This window comes from Candidatus Poribacteria bacterium (genome assembly GCA_026706025.1).
GTDB lineage: Bacteria > Poribacteria > WGA-4E > WGA-4E > WGA-3G > WGA-3G.
The window spans coordinates 1-14,833 of the sequence record JAPOZO010000088.1 but is presented as its reverse complement, the minus strand read 5'-3'; the positions used below and the strand labels follow the sequence as shown (position 1 = coordinate 14,833).

Annotated in this window: 13 protein-coding genes; 8 read left to right on the top strand and 5 right to left on the bottom strand. The window is 48.0% G+C overall.

The genetic code is table 11. From position 1 onward, the window contains the following. Positions 1 to 153: 153 nt before the first annotated feature. The 4 genes from OXH00_22255 to OXH00_22240 form a co-directional block, all read right to left on the bottom strand. Entirely contained in the window at positions 154 to 1,566 is a 1,413-nt protein-coding gene (locus OXH00_22255; GenBank protein ID MCY3743747.1) for a putative DNA binding domain-containing protein, read from the bottom strand. Between the two features lie 101 nt (positions 1,567 to 1,667). Next, the gene (locus OXH00_22250) at positions 1,668 to 2,480 is read right to left on the bottom strand and encodes a LamG domain-containing protein (protein ID MCY3743746.1); all 813 of its coding nucleotides are present in this window, start codon (positions 2,478 to 2,480) and stop codon (positions 1,668 to 1,670) included. Between the two features lie 125 nt (positions 2,481 to 2,605). Then, positions 2,606 to 3,361, bottom strand: a complete 756-nt coding sequence (locus OXH00_22245; protein ID MCY3743745.1) for a TIM barrel protein — start codon at positions 3,359 to 3,361, stop codon at positions 2,606 to 2,608. 71 nt (positions 3,362 to 3,432) lie between these two features. Beyond that, on the bottom strand, positions 3,433 to 4,398 hold the full coding sequence (locus tag OXH00_22240; GenBank protein ID MCY3743744.1) for a Gfo/Idh/MocA family oxidoreductase: 966 nt from the start codon (positions 4,396 to 4,398) through the stop codon (positions 3,433 to 3,435). A 497-nt stretch (positions 4,399 to 4,895) separates the two neighbouring features. Here OXH00_22240 and OXH00_22235 point away from each other — a divergent pair, with 497 nt between their 5' ends. The 8 genes from OXH00_22235 to OXH00_22200 all read left to right on the top strand — a co-directional run bounded on the left by OXH00_22235 (position 4,896) and on the right by OXH00_22200 (position 14,302). Further along, positions 4,896 to 5,687 (top strand): sugar phosphate isomerase/epimerase, encoded by a 792-nt coding sequence (locus OXH00_22235; protein MCY3743743.1) that lies wholly within the window; start codon positions 4,896 to 4,898, stop codon positions 5,685 to 5,687. Positions 5,688 to 5,693: 6 nt separating this feature from the next. Continuing rightward, positions 5,694 to 6,563 carry a formylglycine-generating enzyme family protein gene (locus OXH00_22230; GenBank protein ID MCY3743742.1) on the top strand — a complete coding sequence of 290 codons (870 nt, stop codon included), beginning with the start codon at positions 5,694 to 5,696 and terminating at the stop codon, positions 6,561 to 6,563. Between the two features lie 193 nt (positions 6,564 to 6,756). Then, positions 6,757 to 8,577: a glutamate mutase L gene (locus OXH00_22225; GenBank protein ID MCY3743741.1), complete on the top strand. Its 1,821-nt coding sequence runs from the start codon at positions 6,757 to 6,759 to the stop codon at positions 8,575 to 8,577. A 192-nt stretch (positions 8,578 to 8,769) separates the two neighbouring features. After that, positions 8,770 to 9,606 (top strand): hypothetical protein, encoded by an 837-nt coding sequence (locus tag OXH00_22220; GenBank protein ID MCY3743740.1) that lies wholly within the window; start codon positions 8,770 to 8,772, stop codon positions 9,604 to 9,606. A gap of 399 nt (positions 9,607 to 10,005) precedes the next feature. Next, entirely contained in the window at positions 10,006 to 10,836 is an 831-nt protein-coding gene (locus tag OXH00_22215) for a hypothetical protein (protein ID MCY3743739.1), read from the top strand. A gap of 345 nt (positions 10,837 to 11,181) precedes the next feature. Further along, entirely contained in the window at positions 11,182 to 11,811 is a 630-nt protein-coding gene (locus tag OXH00_22210; GenBank protein ID MCY3743738.1) for a tetratricopeptide repeat protein, read from the top strand. Then, positions 11,795 to 13,519 (top strand): BatD family protein, encoded by a 1,725-nt coding sequence (locus OXH00_22205; GenBank protein MCY3743737.1) that lies wholly within the window; start codon positions 11,795 to 11,797, stop codon positions 13,517 to 13,519. The genes OXH00_22210 and OXH00_22205 overlap by 17 nt, the downstream gene beginning before the upstream one ends. Before the next feature lie 267 nt (positions 13,520 to 13,786). Then, positions 13,787 to 14,302, top strand: a complete 516-nt coding sequence (locus OXH00_22200) for a CopD family protein (protein ID MCY3743736.1) — start codon at positions 13,787 to 13,789, stop codon at positions 14,300 to 14,302. Positions 14,303 to 14,582: 280 nt separating this feature from the next. Here OXH00_22200 and OXH00_22195 read toward each other — a convergent pair whose 3' ends face one another. After that, positions 14,583 to 14,792 (bottom strand): hypothetical protein, encoded by a 210-nt coding sequence (locus OXH00_22195; GenBank protein MCY3743735.1) that lies wholly within the window; start codon positions 14,790 to 14,792, stop codon positions 14,583 to 14,585. Positions 14,793 to 14,833: the final 41 nt, after the last annotated feature.

The following is a 14,833-nucleotide window of genomic DNA, read 5'->3' as shown; positions in this document are numbered from 1 at the left end:
TAATTCTGTCTGGATATTCTATTATGAGATAAATTCCTTAATATGTCCTGACTTTAGCACAGATTTTCGTCAAATACAATGCCTATTTCAACGATAGCACCTTCAAATAGCAAATTTAACGATTCATACCAATGTTATAGATTCGCTTTATTTTTATTCGATTTTGGCGAGACGTTCACCGATAGAACGCAGTGCCTTCTTTACGCTGCCTTGTTCAGAAGATGTTGCAAGTGTGTTATCCCGTGTTTCTTTAGTACGTGTGTATGCGTGGGGTTCCAGTCTCTCTTCAAAACGATTATAGAGTGTCACAGAAGTTTTCACAAAAGTCGTTTCATAATGTGGGGCTGGTAGCCCTACTTTTTCCATTTCTTGAAGCATTCTTCTCGTGCCTTCTCTCAAGGCGCGCACCAAAGGCTGTCCGCGTTCATCTTTCAAAAGACGCATCCACTCGGCAATTCTCTGATTACGCAGAACAGAATCAAGGACTGTATCCGAAAGGCTGAAGTGCTGTGGAACCGGTTGAGGAATGCCGCCTGGATTTTCCACGACCAGACCATTCCGGTACGCGATACTGTGAATCGCTGTGGTAGCCCCATAGTCTCTATGAATAACAGCGTTTATAAGGGCTTCATCAACTGCCAAGAGTGGATACTCAGGGTCCTCAATGAATCCTCCATGAGAGCTTCGCCTTATCATCGTCCGAAAAAGAGCCGAATCTTTGAAAAAGGTTTGAAGTTTACGGATAATGTTTGGAAGTGCTCCATCGAAATCTTTATCAAAAGTTGTCGCGCCTCGGTCTCGAGACTCCTCCACATCCACTTCAAAGCGTAGTACTCTTACATACGCACTTGCAAAAAGCCTCCGAGGGTTTGAAGAAAAAAACAGAAAACCTGCGTTTGTAAATGCATATCCCCTTTTCTCTTTTATCAGTGCACCGGCTCGGTGCAAAATCTCTTCTGTTGTATAATCGTACTCCGCGCCTGCTGCTTCAAGGTAAGCCTTCTTAAACTCTTCGACCACTTTTATATCAAGTTCATCGGGATCATAGGGGCAGCAGTAGGATGTTTCAAAATCAACTATTCTTTTTTCCCGTTTAAGATGCTCCCTATCTGGTTCCGTCAAGGCAAGGTTTTGTGCCCCAGCCCTTTTCCATGCTTTTGGAAAATCGCCAACCGTTCCACAAATTGCATTCGGTGTCCATGGGGTATAAAGAATATGTAATTGTCTTCCGTTTGAATTTGGTAATTCCAGGTCTTGCACCTGTGTCGCGTGGTTATTTAAATCCCGGATAACTTGCAAGATACTATTCATCGTCGATTCATCAACATGCTGTGTGCCTTTGATATTCCCCTCATCTGTGATCCCAAGCACTAAGATCCCACCTTCTCTGTTTCGATTCGCGAAGGCGGAAATACACTGTTTGATTTTGTCCTTCAGTGTATTGATTTGATTGTTGGTATCAATGCGAACTTCTTTACGTTCAAAATACTGCCCTTCAAAATCAGCAGACTTAAGGAAATCAAGATACTGCAGAGGATTATCAAAGACTTCTTTTGGTGTTGGCATTTATGGATACCTCTTCGGCGTGTTTTCCAGCTTTGAACACAGTCATTTCGGAGCGCGCGCGTATTGGGGAACCCAAACGCGCGCTACATACTATTATCGACTTATCTGTGCTTAAGGTGTGCCCAAGTGGTTGCTAACTTGCCGTCCGCTTCGACGGCGAGAATACCGCTCGCCAACTGCTCGATTTCTGCTACATCAAGTGCTCTGTCATAGATGCGCAGGTCGTCTATGAGTCCAGGCCACGATGTGCCATTATTATCCTTTGCCCCTTTACCAATGATTAATTTGGTGGCACCAGAGATTTCTCCCTGTTTACCATCGTCATTGTGTATAGGATCATCATCAAGCTCGCCATCAATATAGAGTGCCAGTTTTTCACCACTTTTCCAAGTAAAAACGAGGTGTTGCCAGTCAGTCGTTTGCACATCGCTTTTACCCTCATACGCTTGACCGCCACCCGTTGTCGTAATTGCGCCCTTGACGAGATTCGTACCACCTTTCGTTGCCCAACTTGCGGCATCGTAGCGGAATCCGAAAACATCATCGCCGCCAGCAGGGTCCTTACCAAAGACAATACCTCTATCGTGTCCAACGGAATCAGATTTTACCCAAACAGAAATGCTAAAAGCCTTAAGTCCGTTGATATAGTCTCCACCTTTCGCATCTTCAACGGCAGCACCCGCACCATCAAGTGCCACAGCACCGCCAATCTTACCGCCATTCGGTTTCCATTTGGCACCCTCAATAAGTTTAGCGGCGTTGCCATTTCCGCTCTCATCAGCAGCAGTTTGTCCTGAACGGTCGTCAAAAGGCAAATAGATCAGTAAACCGTCATTCAGACCAGCACTTGCGACCGATGTCAGGTAAACAGTCACTATGAGTGTTGTGAGTATGAGCCAATTTAGGGTTCTCATTTAGAATTCCTCCTATATGTGGTGTTCGGTTAAGTAGCGGGGGGTTGCAAACCCCGTCTGCATTCGATGCGGGAAAAAAGGGACAGATATAGGGAGACCTGTCCCTATAACACTGTGGACTTTAATTAGACGTTACATACGTCATACGCGTGTTGCATGGCGTCAAAGGCATCACCTTTGGGACCGAATTCGTGCCCTACGTAGAGTTCGTATCCGGTGTTTACAATGGCGCGCATCACGGCAGGATAGTAAATCTCCTGCTCGTCATCGAGGTCGTGTCTGCCCGGATTACCGGCAGTATGGTAATGCCCGATGTAATCGCTGTAGTCTGTGATGTTACGGATGAGGTCGCCTTCCATAATCTGCATGTGGTAGATGTCGTAGAGGAGCTGCGCCCGTGGTGAACCGACACCCTTGCAGACTTCAACACCCCACGCTGTCGTGTCGCATTGATAATCGGGGTGGTTGACTTTGCTGTTGAGGAGTTCAACGCAGAGGTTAATCCCTTTTTCTTCAGCATATTTCGTGACGCGGGACAACCCTGCGATTGTGTTATCGCGTCCCTCTTCTTCTGATCTACCCTCTCTATTACCGGAGAAACAGATGAGTCCGGGGATATTGTTTTCCGCTGCGATGTCGATGTTCTTGAGGATTTCATCCTCTATCCGATCATGGTTGCTTGGATCGTTCAATCCGGACGGCAGGGACGCGTGCCCTACGATAATCGCAATCCGCATCCCGTGGTCTTGCACGACGGACCAGTATTCTGCGGGAAGCATCTCAACAGATTTATAACCGATGTCAGCGGCTTTCTTGATAACCTCTACAGGGTCTCTACCCCGACTAAAACCGCCAAAACAGATGGATTGATTAATTGGCATAATTCTCTCTTTCTTCTTTGTATTGAGTTTGCATTGGGACGGTAGTGGAACCGTCCCTCAAAGTTCAAGTTTTACAGATCAACAGCCTTACCGGTGCAGAAGGAGGTGCTTGCTGCGAGCATGATGCGGAGCGTCTCTAAGGCGTCGCTATAAGGCGATAGGATCTTAGAGGCGTCACCTGTTTTTACAGCATCAATAAAGACCCGGTCTCTGTCTGCCCCACCGTCGCCGGAGAGCGGTTCTGTCTCGCCCCCTCGGTTGACGTTATTCGGACCGCCAACGGTGACAACGAGTCCACGGGTGAACACTTCAAGATGGACACGACCGAAGCCTTCCATGGCGCAACTTGAGACGATATTCGCGACTGCGCCGTTCTTAAACTCAATGTTCACCATGCTGATGTCGTCTACATCGTAGTTTTCGATGTGCGTCATGCTACCACTTGCGGCGACACCGTGTACGGTTTTACCGTCGCTACCGACGAGGAACCGTGCGAGATCAAAGATATGCGTTGTCTGTTCGACGTGCTGTCCGCCGGATTGTGCGCGAACCCGCCACCAGGGCGTACCGGGCATACCGCCGATCCAGTAGCCGAGTGCGCCGAGAATTTGTGGCTGTTCTTCAAGCATCGCCTTCGCATTCTGCGCGTTGCCACCATAACGCCAATGGTAACCAACGCTCGTGATGACCCCACTCCGCTCAACGTCTTCGTTGATGATAATTGCCGGTTCGAGTTCAGAATGAATCGGTTTCTCAATAAACATTGCGATGCCCTGTTCACAAGCGATGCGTTCTTGTTCGCCGTGTGCAAAGGGCGGTGTGCAGATATAAACCGCGTCCAAATCCTCTTTATCGTACATGACACGGTAGTCGGTATAAGCGTTTCCGCCATACTCTTCGGCGCGGGCCTTGGCGCGGTCTTCCGAAATATCGCACATCGCAGAAAATTCGACATCCTCAAAGTTATCTTTGAGGTTGCGCATGTGGGCACCTGCCATACCGCCGGTCCCGATAAAACCGAGTTTCACTTTATCCATATTTTCTCCTTAAAAATGGGTATTTCAAAATCCCTAAGTTTTACTGCTATAGTTTAACAAAACCCGCTGTTATATAGCAAGCAATTTATTTTTTAAGGGTTGTCAGTTTTCAGTACGGTTTTTCTCCGAAAAACCTTTCAGTCGTCAGTAGTTGTCAGTTGTCAGTTGTCAGTTAAAGAGGTTTGCTGTTGCTTGACCAGTAACTTCAACTGCCACAAGAACTCTTTTAACTGAAAACTGAAAACTATAGTAAAGTTTAGAATTAACAGGACACTCCACACCGGTTCGGTTAGGAAACCGCGAAGAAACACCCTATCAAAAACCTTACCGGGGGGAGGTAAAGTGTCTCTTTATTTTTAGGTTCACTATAATAACCATTGAAAACTGCAATTTATTTGCAATTGTGTTATAATGTAAAGGAGGCGTTTGGTTTAATTAGAAACCTCTTTACCGACTGCTGATAACCGATAACTGACAACCAAGATAGGAGGAACACTATGGGTTTCAAATTTGGATATAGCACGTTACGCTGGCAACAACCTGATTTTGAAGAACTGTTGACGCAACTCAAGGACGCAGGTTGGGACGGTTGGGAGATGCGTCAATCCTTGGATTGGGTCGGAACACCGCAGCGGATCCGACAGGTCTGTGATAATGTTGATCTGCCTATCGCTGCGATTACAGCACGTGGGCTGCCGATCGACAAAAACCCGGAACAGATGGAACTCAATAAACGAAGGATTGATTTCGCAGCAGAAGTCGAAGCCGACTGTTTCATGTTCATGGGCGCAGGCAAACCGCAAGATCGTCCTGTTGATAGTTCCGACCTCGCAGCACTTGCCGATGTCTCCGAAGATTGGGCGGAATACGCTGCACAGTACGGATTGGATGTTTGTTACCATATCCACACGAACACCACCGTTGATTCGATTGACGACTGGGCGAAATATATGAGCCTGCTCCGGAAGTGCAAGTTATGCATAGACGTGTCGCATTCCGCACTCTGGGGCTATGATCCGATTGCGTCCATTCGGCGTTATAGCGATGTCCTCGTCTATGTCCACCTTCAAGATTATTCCGGCTACACTGGCGGAGATGATAGCTCATACGATGTGGATTGGGTTGATGTGGGTGCTGGAAATGTGATGGATTTTCCAGGCATCATGTCTACCTTAGCGGAACTCAATTATGATCGGTGGATTACGGCGTGCCCGGGTATGGTCGAGGACCGTTCAGATGAAGAACGGATGACAGTGAATCGGGAGTACTTGCGGCAATTGGGATACTAATGTCTGATGAAATATGAAAATAAAATTAAATTTCTTACCGCGTTGTTCCCAATTTTGCTTTTAGTTTTCACAATAAGTGGGGACGGTGAACCGCCGAAGGTGCCAGAGGGAATGGTACTGATTCCAGCAGGTGAGTTTCAGATGGGGAGTAATGACGCTGAAGCGGATGCCTCCGAAAAACCTGTACATACTGTCTATGTTGACGCATTCTATATGGATGTCCGAGAGGTGACAAATGCGGAGTTTAAAGCGTTTGTCGCTGCGAACCCAGACTGGCAAAAAGAGGCAGTTGTAGCAAAAAACCGTCATATCGCCACTTACTTCCCGAGTTGGAAAGGGGACAGCGTACTTGCGGGTAAAGATAATGAACCTGTTACCGGGGTGAATTGGCACGCCGCAATGGCGTATGCGAAGTGGGCAGACAAGCGTTTACCGACGGAGGCAGAATGGGAGCGAGCAGCCCGCGGCGGCTTGGAGGGAAAAGAGTATCCTTGGGGCAATGAACTAAATCGCGATATGGCAAACTACGGAAATAGGTTTGGTAGTCCCAAATCTGCCGGGACATATCCAGCGAACGCCTACGGTTTATATGATATGTCGGGTAATGTCTGGGAATGGGTTCTCGATGCGTATGAAGAGGATTTCTATGCGAATTCACCGCGGCGGAACCCAGTTGCTGGTGGCAGTATAGAGGATATTATAAATAACTTCACGACTATTGAAAATAGGCGTGTCATACGCGGCGGTGCTTACGATACGGATTGGGAGCCTAACACTGAACCGATACATGTGCGTGTCTACTCTCGATCATCGTATGATGCTTTGCACTCGGACTACACTTTCGGATTTCGGTGTGTAAAGCCAGTAAAGCTCTAATTTATCAGCTGTCAGACGGACAGAAGAAACCTATGCGTCCTGATAGTTGATGGAAGCCGGAAGTCCGGTGCGGTTGCAAACCGTGAAGAATACGCAGAAATACGCAGAAACACCCTATCAAATACCCCTATCAAAGACACCAAGCAAAAACCCTACTGGGTCTGGGGAAAATCGGAAAGAGGAGACGAATTATATGAACAAACCAGCGGGCGATATCCGCTCTATTCTTGCCACGGATTGTGGCAGCACAACTACCAAGGCGATTCTGATTGAAAAACGCGGCGACGAGTATCAACTCATCGTGCGTGGTGAAGCACCTACTACTGTTGAGGCACCTGTCGAAGATGTAACCGCAGGCGTTATTAACGCCATCACCGAAGTTGAGGAACTTGCTGGACGCAAACTCCTTGATAACGGTGTTATCATAAAACCACAAAGCGGGGACACCGGTGTTGATGTCTATATTTCGACGAGTAGTGCTGGAGGTGGGTTGCAGATGATGGTAGCGGGTGTTGTCCGTAACCTGACAGGCGAAAGCGCGGAACGTGCTGCGCTCGGTGCTGGTGCGATCGTCATGGATGTCATCGCTTCTAACGACAAACGGCTTCCACATGAAAAAATCGAGCGCATTCGACATCTCCGACCTGATATGTTACTCCTCTCTGGCGGGGTTGACGGTGGGACGACTTCACACGTCGTTGAATTGGCTGAGATTATCGCCGCTGCACGTCCGAGACCACGGCTCGGTATCGCTTATGAACTCCCTCTTATCTATGCTGGGAATATAGACGCACGAGAATCGATTCAGGAACGCTTGCAAGATGTCATGGCACTCCAGACGGTAGATAACCTGCGTCCCGTTTTAGAGCGTGAAAACCTGATGCCGACACGCCATAAAATTCAGGAACAGTTCCTTGAGCATGTCATGGCGCACGCCCCGGGTTACAAACGACTCATCGACTGGACAGATGCCCCGATTATGCCGACCCCTGGGGCAGTGGGTGAAATCATCCAGACGGTCTCTGCACAACAGGATATTGAAGTGGTTGGTGTAGACATCGGCGGTGCAACGACGGATGTCTTTTCTGTCTTTAAAAATAAAGAGGCAGCACCGATCTTTAACCGGACCGTGAGTGCGAACCTCGGTATGAGTTACAGTGTCTCAAATGTCCTCGCTGAAGCCGGTTTGGAAAACGTGCTCCGATGGGTACCGTTCGATATTGAAGTGGGGGATCTGCGTAATCGTGTCAAGAACAAGATGATTCGTCCGACAACGATTCCGCAAACCTTGCAAGAGTTAATCCTGGAGCAAGCGATTGCGCGTGAGGCGCTCAGACTTGCCTTTGAACAGCACAAACAACTCGCAGTTGAGTTGCGGGGTGTGCAGCAACAGCGCACGATCTCTGAAGCCTTTGATCAGGCGGAAAGTGGTCAGACGCTTGTGAATATGCTTGCTTTGGATATGCTCATCGGAAGCGGTGGCGTTTTATCGCACGCGCCGCGTCGGCAGCAGGCGATGCTCATGATGATAGATGCGTTTCAACCCGAAGGCATAACCCATCTCGCCGTTGACAGCATCTTCATGATGCCCCAACTCGGTGTGCTTGCGCAAGTCAATCCTGAAGCGGCTACACACGTCTTTGAACGCGACTGTCTTATCCACTTAGGCACCGCTATTGCTCCGATCGGTAAAGGGCATACTGGCGATGAGTGTCTGACTATCGAAATCAGTGGTGAAGATATACCGTCAACACGTGAAGACATTCAGTTCGGTGAACTCCGTCGCTACCCGCTGCCATTGGGCGAGAAAGCGACATTGAAGCTCCAACCTGCACGTCGGTTTGATCTCGGGGCGGGGAACGGGAACGCCATTGAAACCGAGGCGATAGGCGGTGTTGTTGGTTTGGTTGTTGATACGCGCGGCAGACCGCTTGAAATGACCACGGACCCCGAACAACGCGTCGCGCAGCTCACGAAGTGGCAAACCGCTTTAGATGCTTATCCAACCGAATAAAAAATAATGGGTGTGGTGTGTAGCAGCTGCGAATTATTTCTTGACAAATTATCGTTTAGAATGTATACTATATACATAGCGATAAATCCTATTATGAATCCCAATTACATTCGGATTCAAAATCTGCTCACAAAATAGTAGGTTCCTAAAGCCTGCTATTTTTATGAATTGTCTATAAGGAGGCAAATTTTAATGAAAATTGTTTATGGACTGACATTCGCAATCGCGATTGTCTTTGCACTGGTTATTGGAACTTCGCACACTGTGTTCGCGCAAGCGAACGATATCGAGGGGGGCCCCCTGAAGGCCGACGAACTCCTGAAAGATCCAGACCCGAACGGCGACGGTCTGAGAGAAAGCCACGCTAACAACAAAAATTGGATTACGAAGTGGTATGGTCCCGATGGCAACTATGAAAACAACGGTGGTTTTCAGGCTTCTTCTCGGAGAGATCTTATTGATGAAGGCACCAACGGTAAACTCACGGAAACCAAACTTTCGACAGCCGCAGGCTTGAACCTTACAAAGACCTTTGATATGGAGTGGAAAGCTGGGAACGGCGGGACACGAAAATGGACAGTCTTTGAACTCGATCCGGCAGACGGGAACAACATGAACCGCGGTGGCCCCGTGGATAACATTGATACTTATGGAATGATCGTTATTCACTCGCCTATAGCGAGAAAAGCCATCATGTCCCCCGCACATGACGATCACGCCCAAATTTGGATTAACGGCGAAAAGTGGTACAACAACTCCAGATGGACGGGTGCCGCACAAACGATCCTTCACAATGTCGAAGTCGATTTGAAAAAGGGTGGCAATGTAGTGCTCTATCGGGTTGGTGAATCCGGGGGCTCCGCGTATATTAACCTCCATTTTGATGATGAGACCCACAACAAAGCCAAAATTTACCCGAATAAATCGAAGGATCAGAAGGGTTTCTTTAACGAAGTCGCTGGTGTCCTTGATGTCGATCCTGTAGGGAAGTTGACAACGACTTGGGCAGATATTAAGCAAAACCGTTAGTGAACCCGAAGTCCTTCCTCGCGTTCATTATAGTCAGGACTTATGCAAAAAGTTGGAATTTCCGTCTTTTATAGTAAAACCTATAATTAATTGGGCACTCTCAAACAGTCTAAATGCCTATAACAGGCATTCAGACTGGCACAAACTAAAAGTTTATGCTACAAAGATGTTCACTTATTTATGGGCTTCACTATAAACCCCCTAAATCCCCCTTATCAGGGGGACTCTAAAGCGGGATGCGTAAGTCCTAATAGTTCTATTGACAAATTTTCGTTGAGATATTATAATAATTTGTAATGTTGAACGCTGTTTCAACGTTATTAATCTACAGAGAAGTCTAAGTTACGTTGTCGTTTAACTTAGGACTCTTAACTATTAGTCTACAAAAAAGGATATAGAATGAAAAAATTTAGCATTCTCACACTTACGATTGCAATTGTTTTCACACTCGTTATCAGTGGCTCGCAGTATCTATTTGCGGCTGACCTCATCCAAGGGGGCCCACTGGCTGAAGACGCACACTTGGAAGACCCAGACCCGAACGGGGACGATCTGAGAGAAGATCACGCTGACAATGAAAACTGGATTACGAAGTGGTATGGGCCCGATGGCAACTATGAAAACAATGGTGGTTTTCAAGCTTCCGCACTCGTTGACGTTATAGCAGAAGGTACCGGCGGACAAATTACCGATGCCTCGCTTTCAACTATGGCAGGCTTGCTCATGACACAAGATATTGATGTGGAATGGGGAGACGACCACGGTGGCACACGTGCTTGGACGGTCTTTGAAATTGATCCCGCAGATGGGAACAACATGAACAGAGACGGTCCTGCTGATAATATCGAAACCTATGCGGTTATTGTTATTGACGCGCCGAGTGCTATGACCTCTATCATGTCTCCTGCACACGATGACCATGCCCACATCTGGATTAACGGCGAGAAATGGCACAACAACTCCAGATGGACAGGGGCGGCACGAACGATTCTTCACAATGTTGAAGTCGAGTTGCAAAAAGGCGGGAACGTACTCCTGTATCGCTGCGGCGAATCTGGCGGTTCCGCATATTTCAACCTGCACTTTGATGATGCAACCCATGACGCAGTCACTATTTACCCGAAAGACGCAACGGATAAGCAGAGTTTCTTCGATGAAATCGCACCGCTGACCTCCGTTGAACCTGCCGGGAAGTTGACTACAACCTGGGCAGACATCAAGCGGAAATAGCCATCTATTATCGCTATTTTTTCGAGGCGCGCTTCTTACGGCGCGCCTTATTTTTTTAATAGTTATCAGTTTTCAGTTGTCAGTTTTCAGTTAAAGGCGTCATCGGTTGTCAGTCGTCAGTTTTCAGTTAAGAGGTTTCTGATAGTCTATCATCTCTTTGTAAGCGTTGTTATGGATTTGGGAAACAACCGTAACAAAAAGACGTTAATGAATCCAAACCCAGACTGATAACTGATAACTGATAACTATTTTCTCTGATAACTATCCCCTCTGACAACTATTAAACTTGACAAATCCGGATTGGCACGTTAAAATATTTCCACAGCATCTACCCTAACTCGGCCTATGCGACATACATGCCTTATCTGCTTCTTAATTTTACTCGCTTCTGTGCTCGTCGGCTGGATCGGCGGTTGGTCGCGCGGGATGAACACCGGGCACGAGGCGTATCTGCAAGGAGACTATAACGCGGCACAAATCGCTTTTCAAGAGGCGACGTTTCAGAAGCCTAATAATCCGGTCGCTTATTATAATCTCGGCACTGTACTCTATAGAAGCGGTAGGTTTGGCGAAGCAGGACAGGCGTTTCGGGAAGCGTTGGCAAGGCACAGTGGAAAAACCGAGCGGACGCTAAATCTGGCACATATCTATTACAACTTGGGAAATGCCGAATTTAAAACCGGTGATCTCGGGCGCGCTATTGATGCTTACAGGCACTCGCTCCGTTTGAACCCACAGGATACTGATGCCCAACACAACCTTGCATTGGCGCTTCGACTCGCGCAACAACAAAAGGATTTAGCACAACAGCAGCGTGCGAATAAAAACGCGGAACCGCAAACTAAACCGGACGATATTGGCGAAGCGGAGGCACTTCAACTCCTCAAACGTTTTGGTAAGAATGAAAATAGGCTACGGCAAAAATTACTGCAGCAACAGCGCAAGAGCGGACCTCGACGTGAGAAGGATTGGTAAACCGCAAAGAAAAACGATCCGTGTTATTTTCACGGTACTTCTCTGCCTATCCGGGCTTCTCACCACTGACCTGTGTCTGGTAGCAGCGGCTGCGCAGCCTATTATCAATGTCGCTGCTGTGGTAAATCCACGTCAGATTCAGCTTGACGAGAAGGCACGGTTGGACCTCACGCTTTCAGGGGATACCGCTATCGCGCACATTGAGGCACCGAAGTTCAATTTCCTGCCTGCGTTTCTCGCGGTCCCGCTACATTCCGAAACGACACCCCGATTGGAATCAAATAAGATTGCCGTTTCTATGGCGTGGGCGTATGAACTGATTCCACAGGCAATCGGCGACTTTTCACTCTCCGATGTCCGTTTTGCCTACCAAGGCAACACCTATTTCGCGAATCCCGGGTCCATCCGCGTCAGTGGTGCCAACACTTATACGGATGTTTCGACGCGGAGCGTTCATCAAGTTGAAGCCGAGGTGAGTACCGCCGAACCGTATCTCAATGCCCCGCTGACATATACCTTTCGCTATCTCTATACCGCGGTGCTGCCGACGCAAGCGTCGCCAACCCCACAGCTCCCAACGTTCCCCGACTTCTTAGTTGAGGAACTCCCACCGCTGTCCCCACAGACGCAGCGGATTCGTGGGAGAACATTTTGGGTGCAGGAACAGGTGCGCCGGTTATATCCACAGCGGACAGGACAACTTGTCATCGAACCTGCAACATTAATACTCCCGATTCCTCGTGGACGTAAGACGTTGAAAACGAACCCCTTGAAATTGACTGTCCAACCGCTGCCCGAAACTGGAAAGCCTTCGCAGTTCAGCGGTGCCGTCGGCGAATACCAAATTTCCGCTTATGCGGATCGGAGTGCTATTGAAGCGGGACGTGCGCTGACGTTGTCCGTGCAGATCTCTGGACGGGGCAGCATGCAAACGGTCACAGCACCTCAACTGCCAGCGATACCGGGTGTTGTTGTGAACGGACCCAACCTCGTTGAAGGCTCTGCACCGACAACTCGAACTTACGCGTATGCCTTAATTCCTGCTCGATCGGGAACGCTGCGTATCCCTGCTATTGCCTATATCTACTTCGATCCAAGCCGGGCGGTTTATGCAACGGTACAGACGAACCCTATTCCTGTCTCCGTGCGTCCAAATCCGAATGATGCCGTTGGTGTTGTTGATACCGAGTCTTCACGGTGGTGGATATGGATAGTATTATTGGTGGTGCTGAGTTTCGGTGTGTTGGTTGCAAGTTTTCTCTGGTACCGTGTTAGGTTTCAGAGGGCTACGGATACGGCAGTAAACGCGACGACCGGAACGGTGCCGGTTAACAACAACGAACCGAAAGGACGCAGCGGAAGACAGGCGGAAACGGAAACCGCACCGCCTATTTCAGAAGCACGTGATGCGCTTATAGCACTCGCCCGCAACGATGCTACAGATGCAGCGACGGCGTTTGCGAATACACTCGCACAGACATTGTATCAATATCTTGAGGACACACTTGGGTTGGCACAACGCAATATTGACACGGCGCGCGAGGTCTGCGTGCAAGCCGGTGTCCCCGAGGCTACACTTGAAGAGCTCGTTGATCTCCTTACGAAATGTGATTACCATCGCTTCGCACCCGTGCCGCTCACGGCGAACGAGCGTCGCACGTTAATCGCACGCGCCGAAGCAGTTATCAGCGAATTAGCCGTCAGGTAAGAAGTTTCTATCAGCGGTCAGAAAGTTTGCGAGTGTATCTAAAGTTGCGAAGTATCCTAAAGTTGTTAACCACTTTAGGGTCACTGCGAGGCATTTATAGTAGAGCCCGTAATTATTTGCGCACGTTTTGAAGAGACGGGCAATGAATTGCCCTACTACAAACGCTGCTCTGGTAAGAAACAAGTGTATAAGTAATTTCAAAATCTACTATAAAACTTTCCGATAACTGATAATCGATAACCGATAACTCTATAAGGAATTGCTAATATGGATACTATGGATATATTCTCTCTCTTGGTTCTCTGGATACACGTTATTGCCGCTGTTGTATGGGTCGGGGGTAACCTCATTTTAGCGATGGTGATTGTCCCGCACTTCAGACAGAACCTACCACCTGTCGAACGTATCAGACTCTTGACGCAGATTGGCAAACGCTTTGAGCCTGTTGTTTGGGGTTGTATCGGTGTGCTATTTTTTACCGGCATCGTTAACATCTTTTTCTCCGTTGACATCACTTCCGCAAGTCCAATCTCTGATGCGTTTATGCGAACCCTTCTCATCAAAATCGGACTTTTCTTCGTGTTGATTATCCTCACGGTCTTGCACAGTATGATTTTCGCACCCCGCTTGGCGGCAGCGATAGAGGATTTAGATCCGACACTTGAAGAGCTTCCACCCGAAATCAAGCCGCTCCGCTCGCAGATGTCAGTTATATCCAGTCTGATGGGTGTGGTTTCGTTGTTGATTCTGCTCGCTGCGGTTGCGCTCCGTATGGGGATTTGATGTAGCGATCAGCCGTTAATTGTCTGAATGCAGGTCGCATTTGGGGTTTTTGCTTGGGGGTTTCTTCACGTACGCCGCAAATCGCTGATTTTCGCGGATGACGTGGATTGCGCGGATTTTTGGGGTTAATGGTCTGAACTGTGATTTATGGGATTTAGGGATTTGCTATGATTTTATACTGGATCGTTGTCGGGAACCTTTAGTGGTTGTACATTCCTAAAGCTTCACATCTGCAGCGATCACACATTCGGACATCTCTTCATTGTGTCTGCATGCCTTTTCAATCTGGCGGATCTAACAGTTTTGATCGGTTGACGGGAAATTGGAATCCACACCGTCCAACTATCTTTTTAAGCGTACCTGCAATCCATTCGTCAGCGTGTGGTGATACAATTACTTCGCCATTTTCACCAATCAATGTTTGAACATTAATATCAAGAGGCTTGCCGAATTCATAAGAACCATCACGAATTAATTGAGGGTGTTTCATAAATCGTTAATTTTTATCGAGAGACGGTTTTGATATGTGTA

What these genes read in the sequence shown, in the direction of transcription:
- OXH00_22230 (MCY3743742.1), top strand. Translation starts at nt 5,694, where the DNA reads ATGAAATATGAAAATAAAATTAAATTTCTTACCGCGTTGTTCCCAATT.
- OXH00_22200 (MCY3743736.1), top strand. Translation starts at nt 13,787, where the DNA reads ATGGATACTATGGATATATTCTCTCTCTTGGTTCTCTGGATACACGTT.
- OXH00_22240 (MCY3743744.1), bottom strand. Translation starts at nt 4,398, where the DNA reads ATGGATAAAGTGAAACTCGGTTTTATCGGGACCGGCGGTATGGCAGGT.
- OXH00_22195 (MCY3743735.1), bottom strand. Translation starts at nt 14,792, where the DNA reads ATGAAACACCCTCAATTAATTCGTGATGGTTCTTATGAATTCGGCAAG.
- OXH00_22245 (MCY3743745.1), bottom strand. Translation starts at nt 3,361, where the DNA reads ATGCCAATTAATCAATCCATCTGTTTTGGCGGTTTTAGTCGGGGTAGA.
- OXH00_22210 (MCY3743738.1), top strand. Translation starts at nt 11,182, where the DNA reads ATGCGACATACATGCCTTATCTGCTTCTTAATTTTACTCGCTTCTGTG.
- OXH00_22250 (MCY3743746.1), bottom strand. Translation starts at nt 2,480, where the DNA reads ATGAGAACCCTAAATTGGCTCATACTCACAACACTCATAGTGACTGTT.
- OXH00_22235 (MCY3743743.1), top strand. Translation starts at nt 4,896, where the DNA reads ATGGGTTTCAAATTTGGATATAGCACGTTACGCTGGCAACAACCTGAT.
- OXH00_22255 (MCY3743747.1), bottom strand. Translation starts at nt 1,566, where the DNA reads ATGCCAACACCAAAAGAAGTCTTTGATAATCCTCTGCAGTATCTTGAT.
- OXH00_22225 (MCY3743741.1), top strand. Translation starts at nt 6,757, where the DNA reads ATGAACAAACCAGCGGGCGATATCCGCTCTATTCTTGCCACGGATTGT.
- OXH00_22220 (MCY3743740.1), top strand. Translation starts at nt 8,770, where the DNA reads ATGAAAATTGTTTATGGACTGACATTCGCAATCGCGATTGTCTTTGCA.
- OXH00_22215 (MCY3743739.1), top strand. Translation starts at nt 10,006, where the DNA reads ATGAAAAAATTTAGCATTCTCACACTTACGATTGCAATTGTTTTCACA.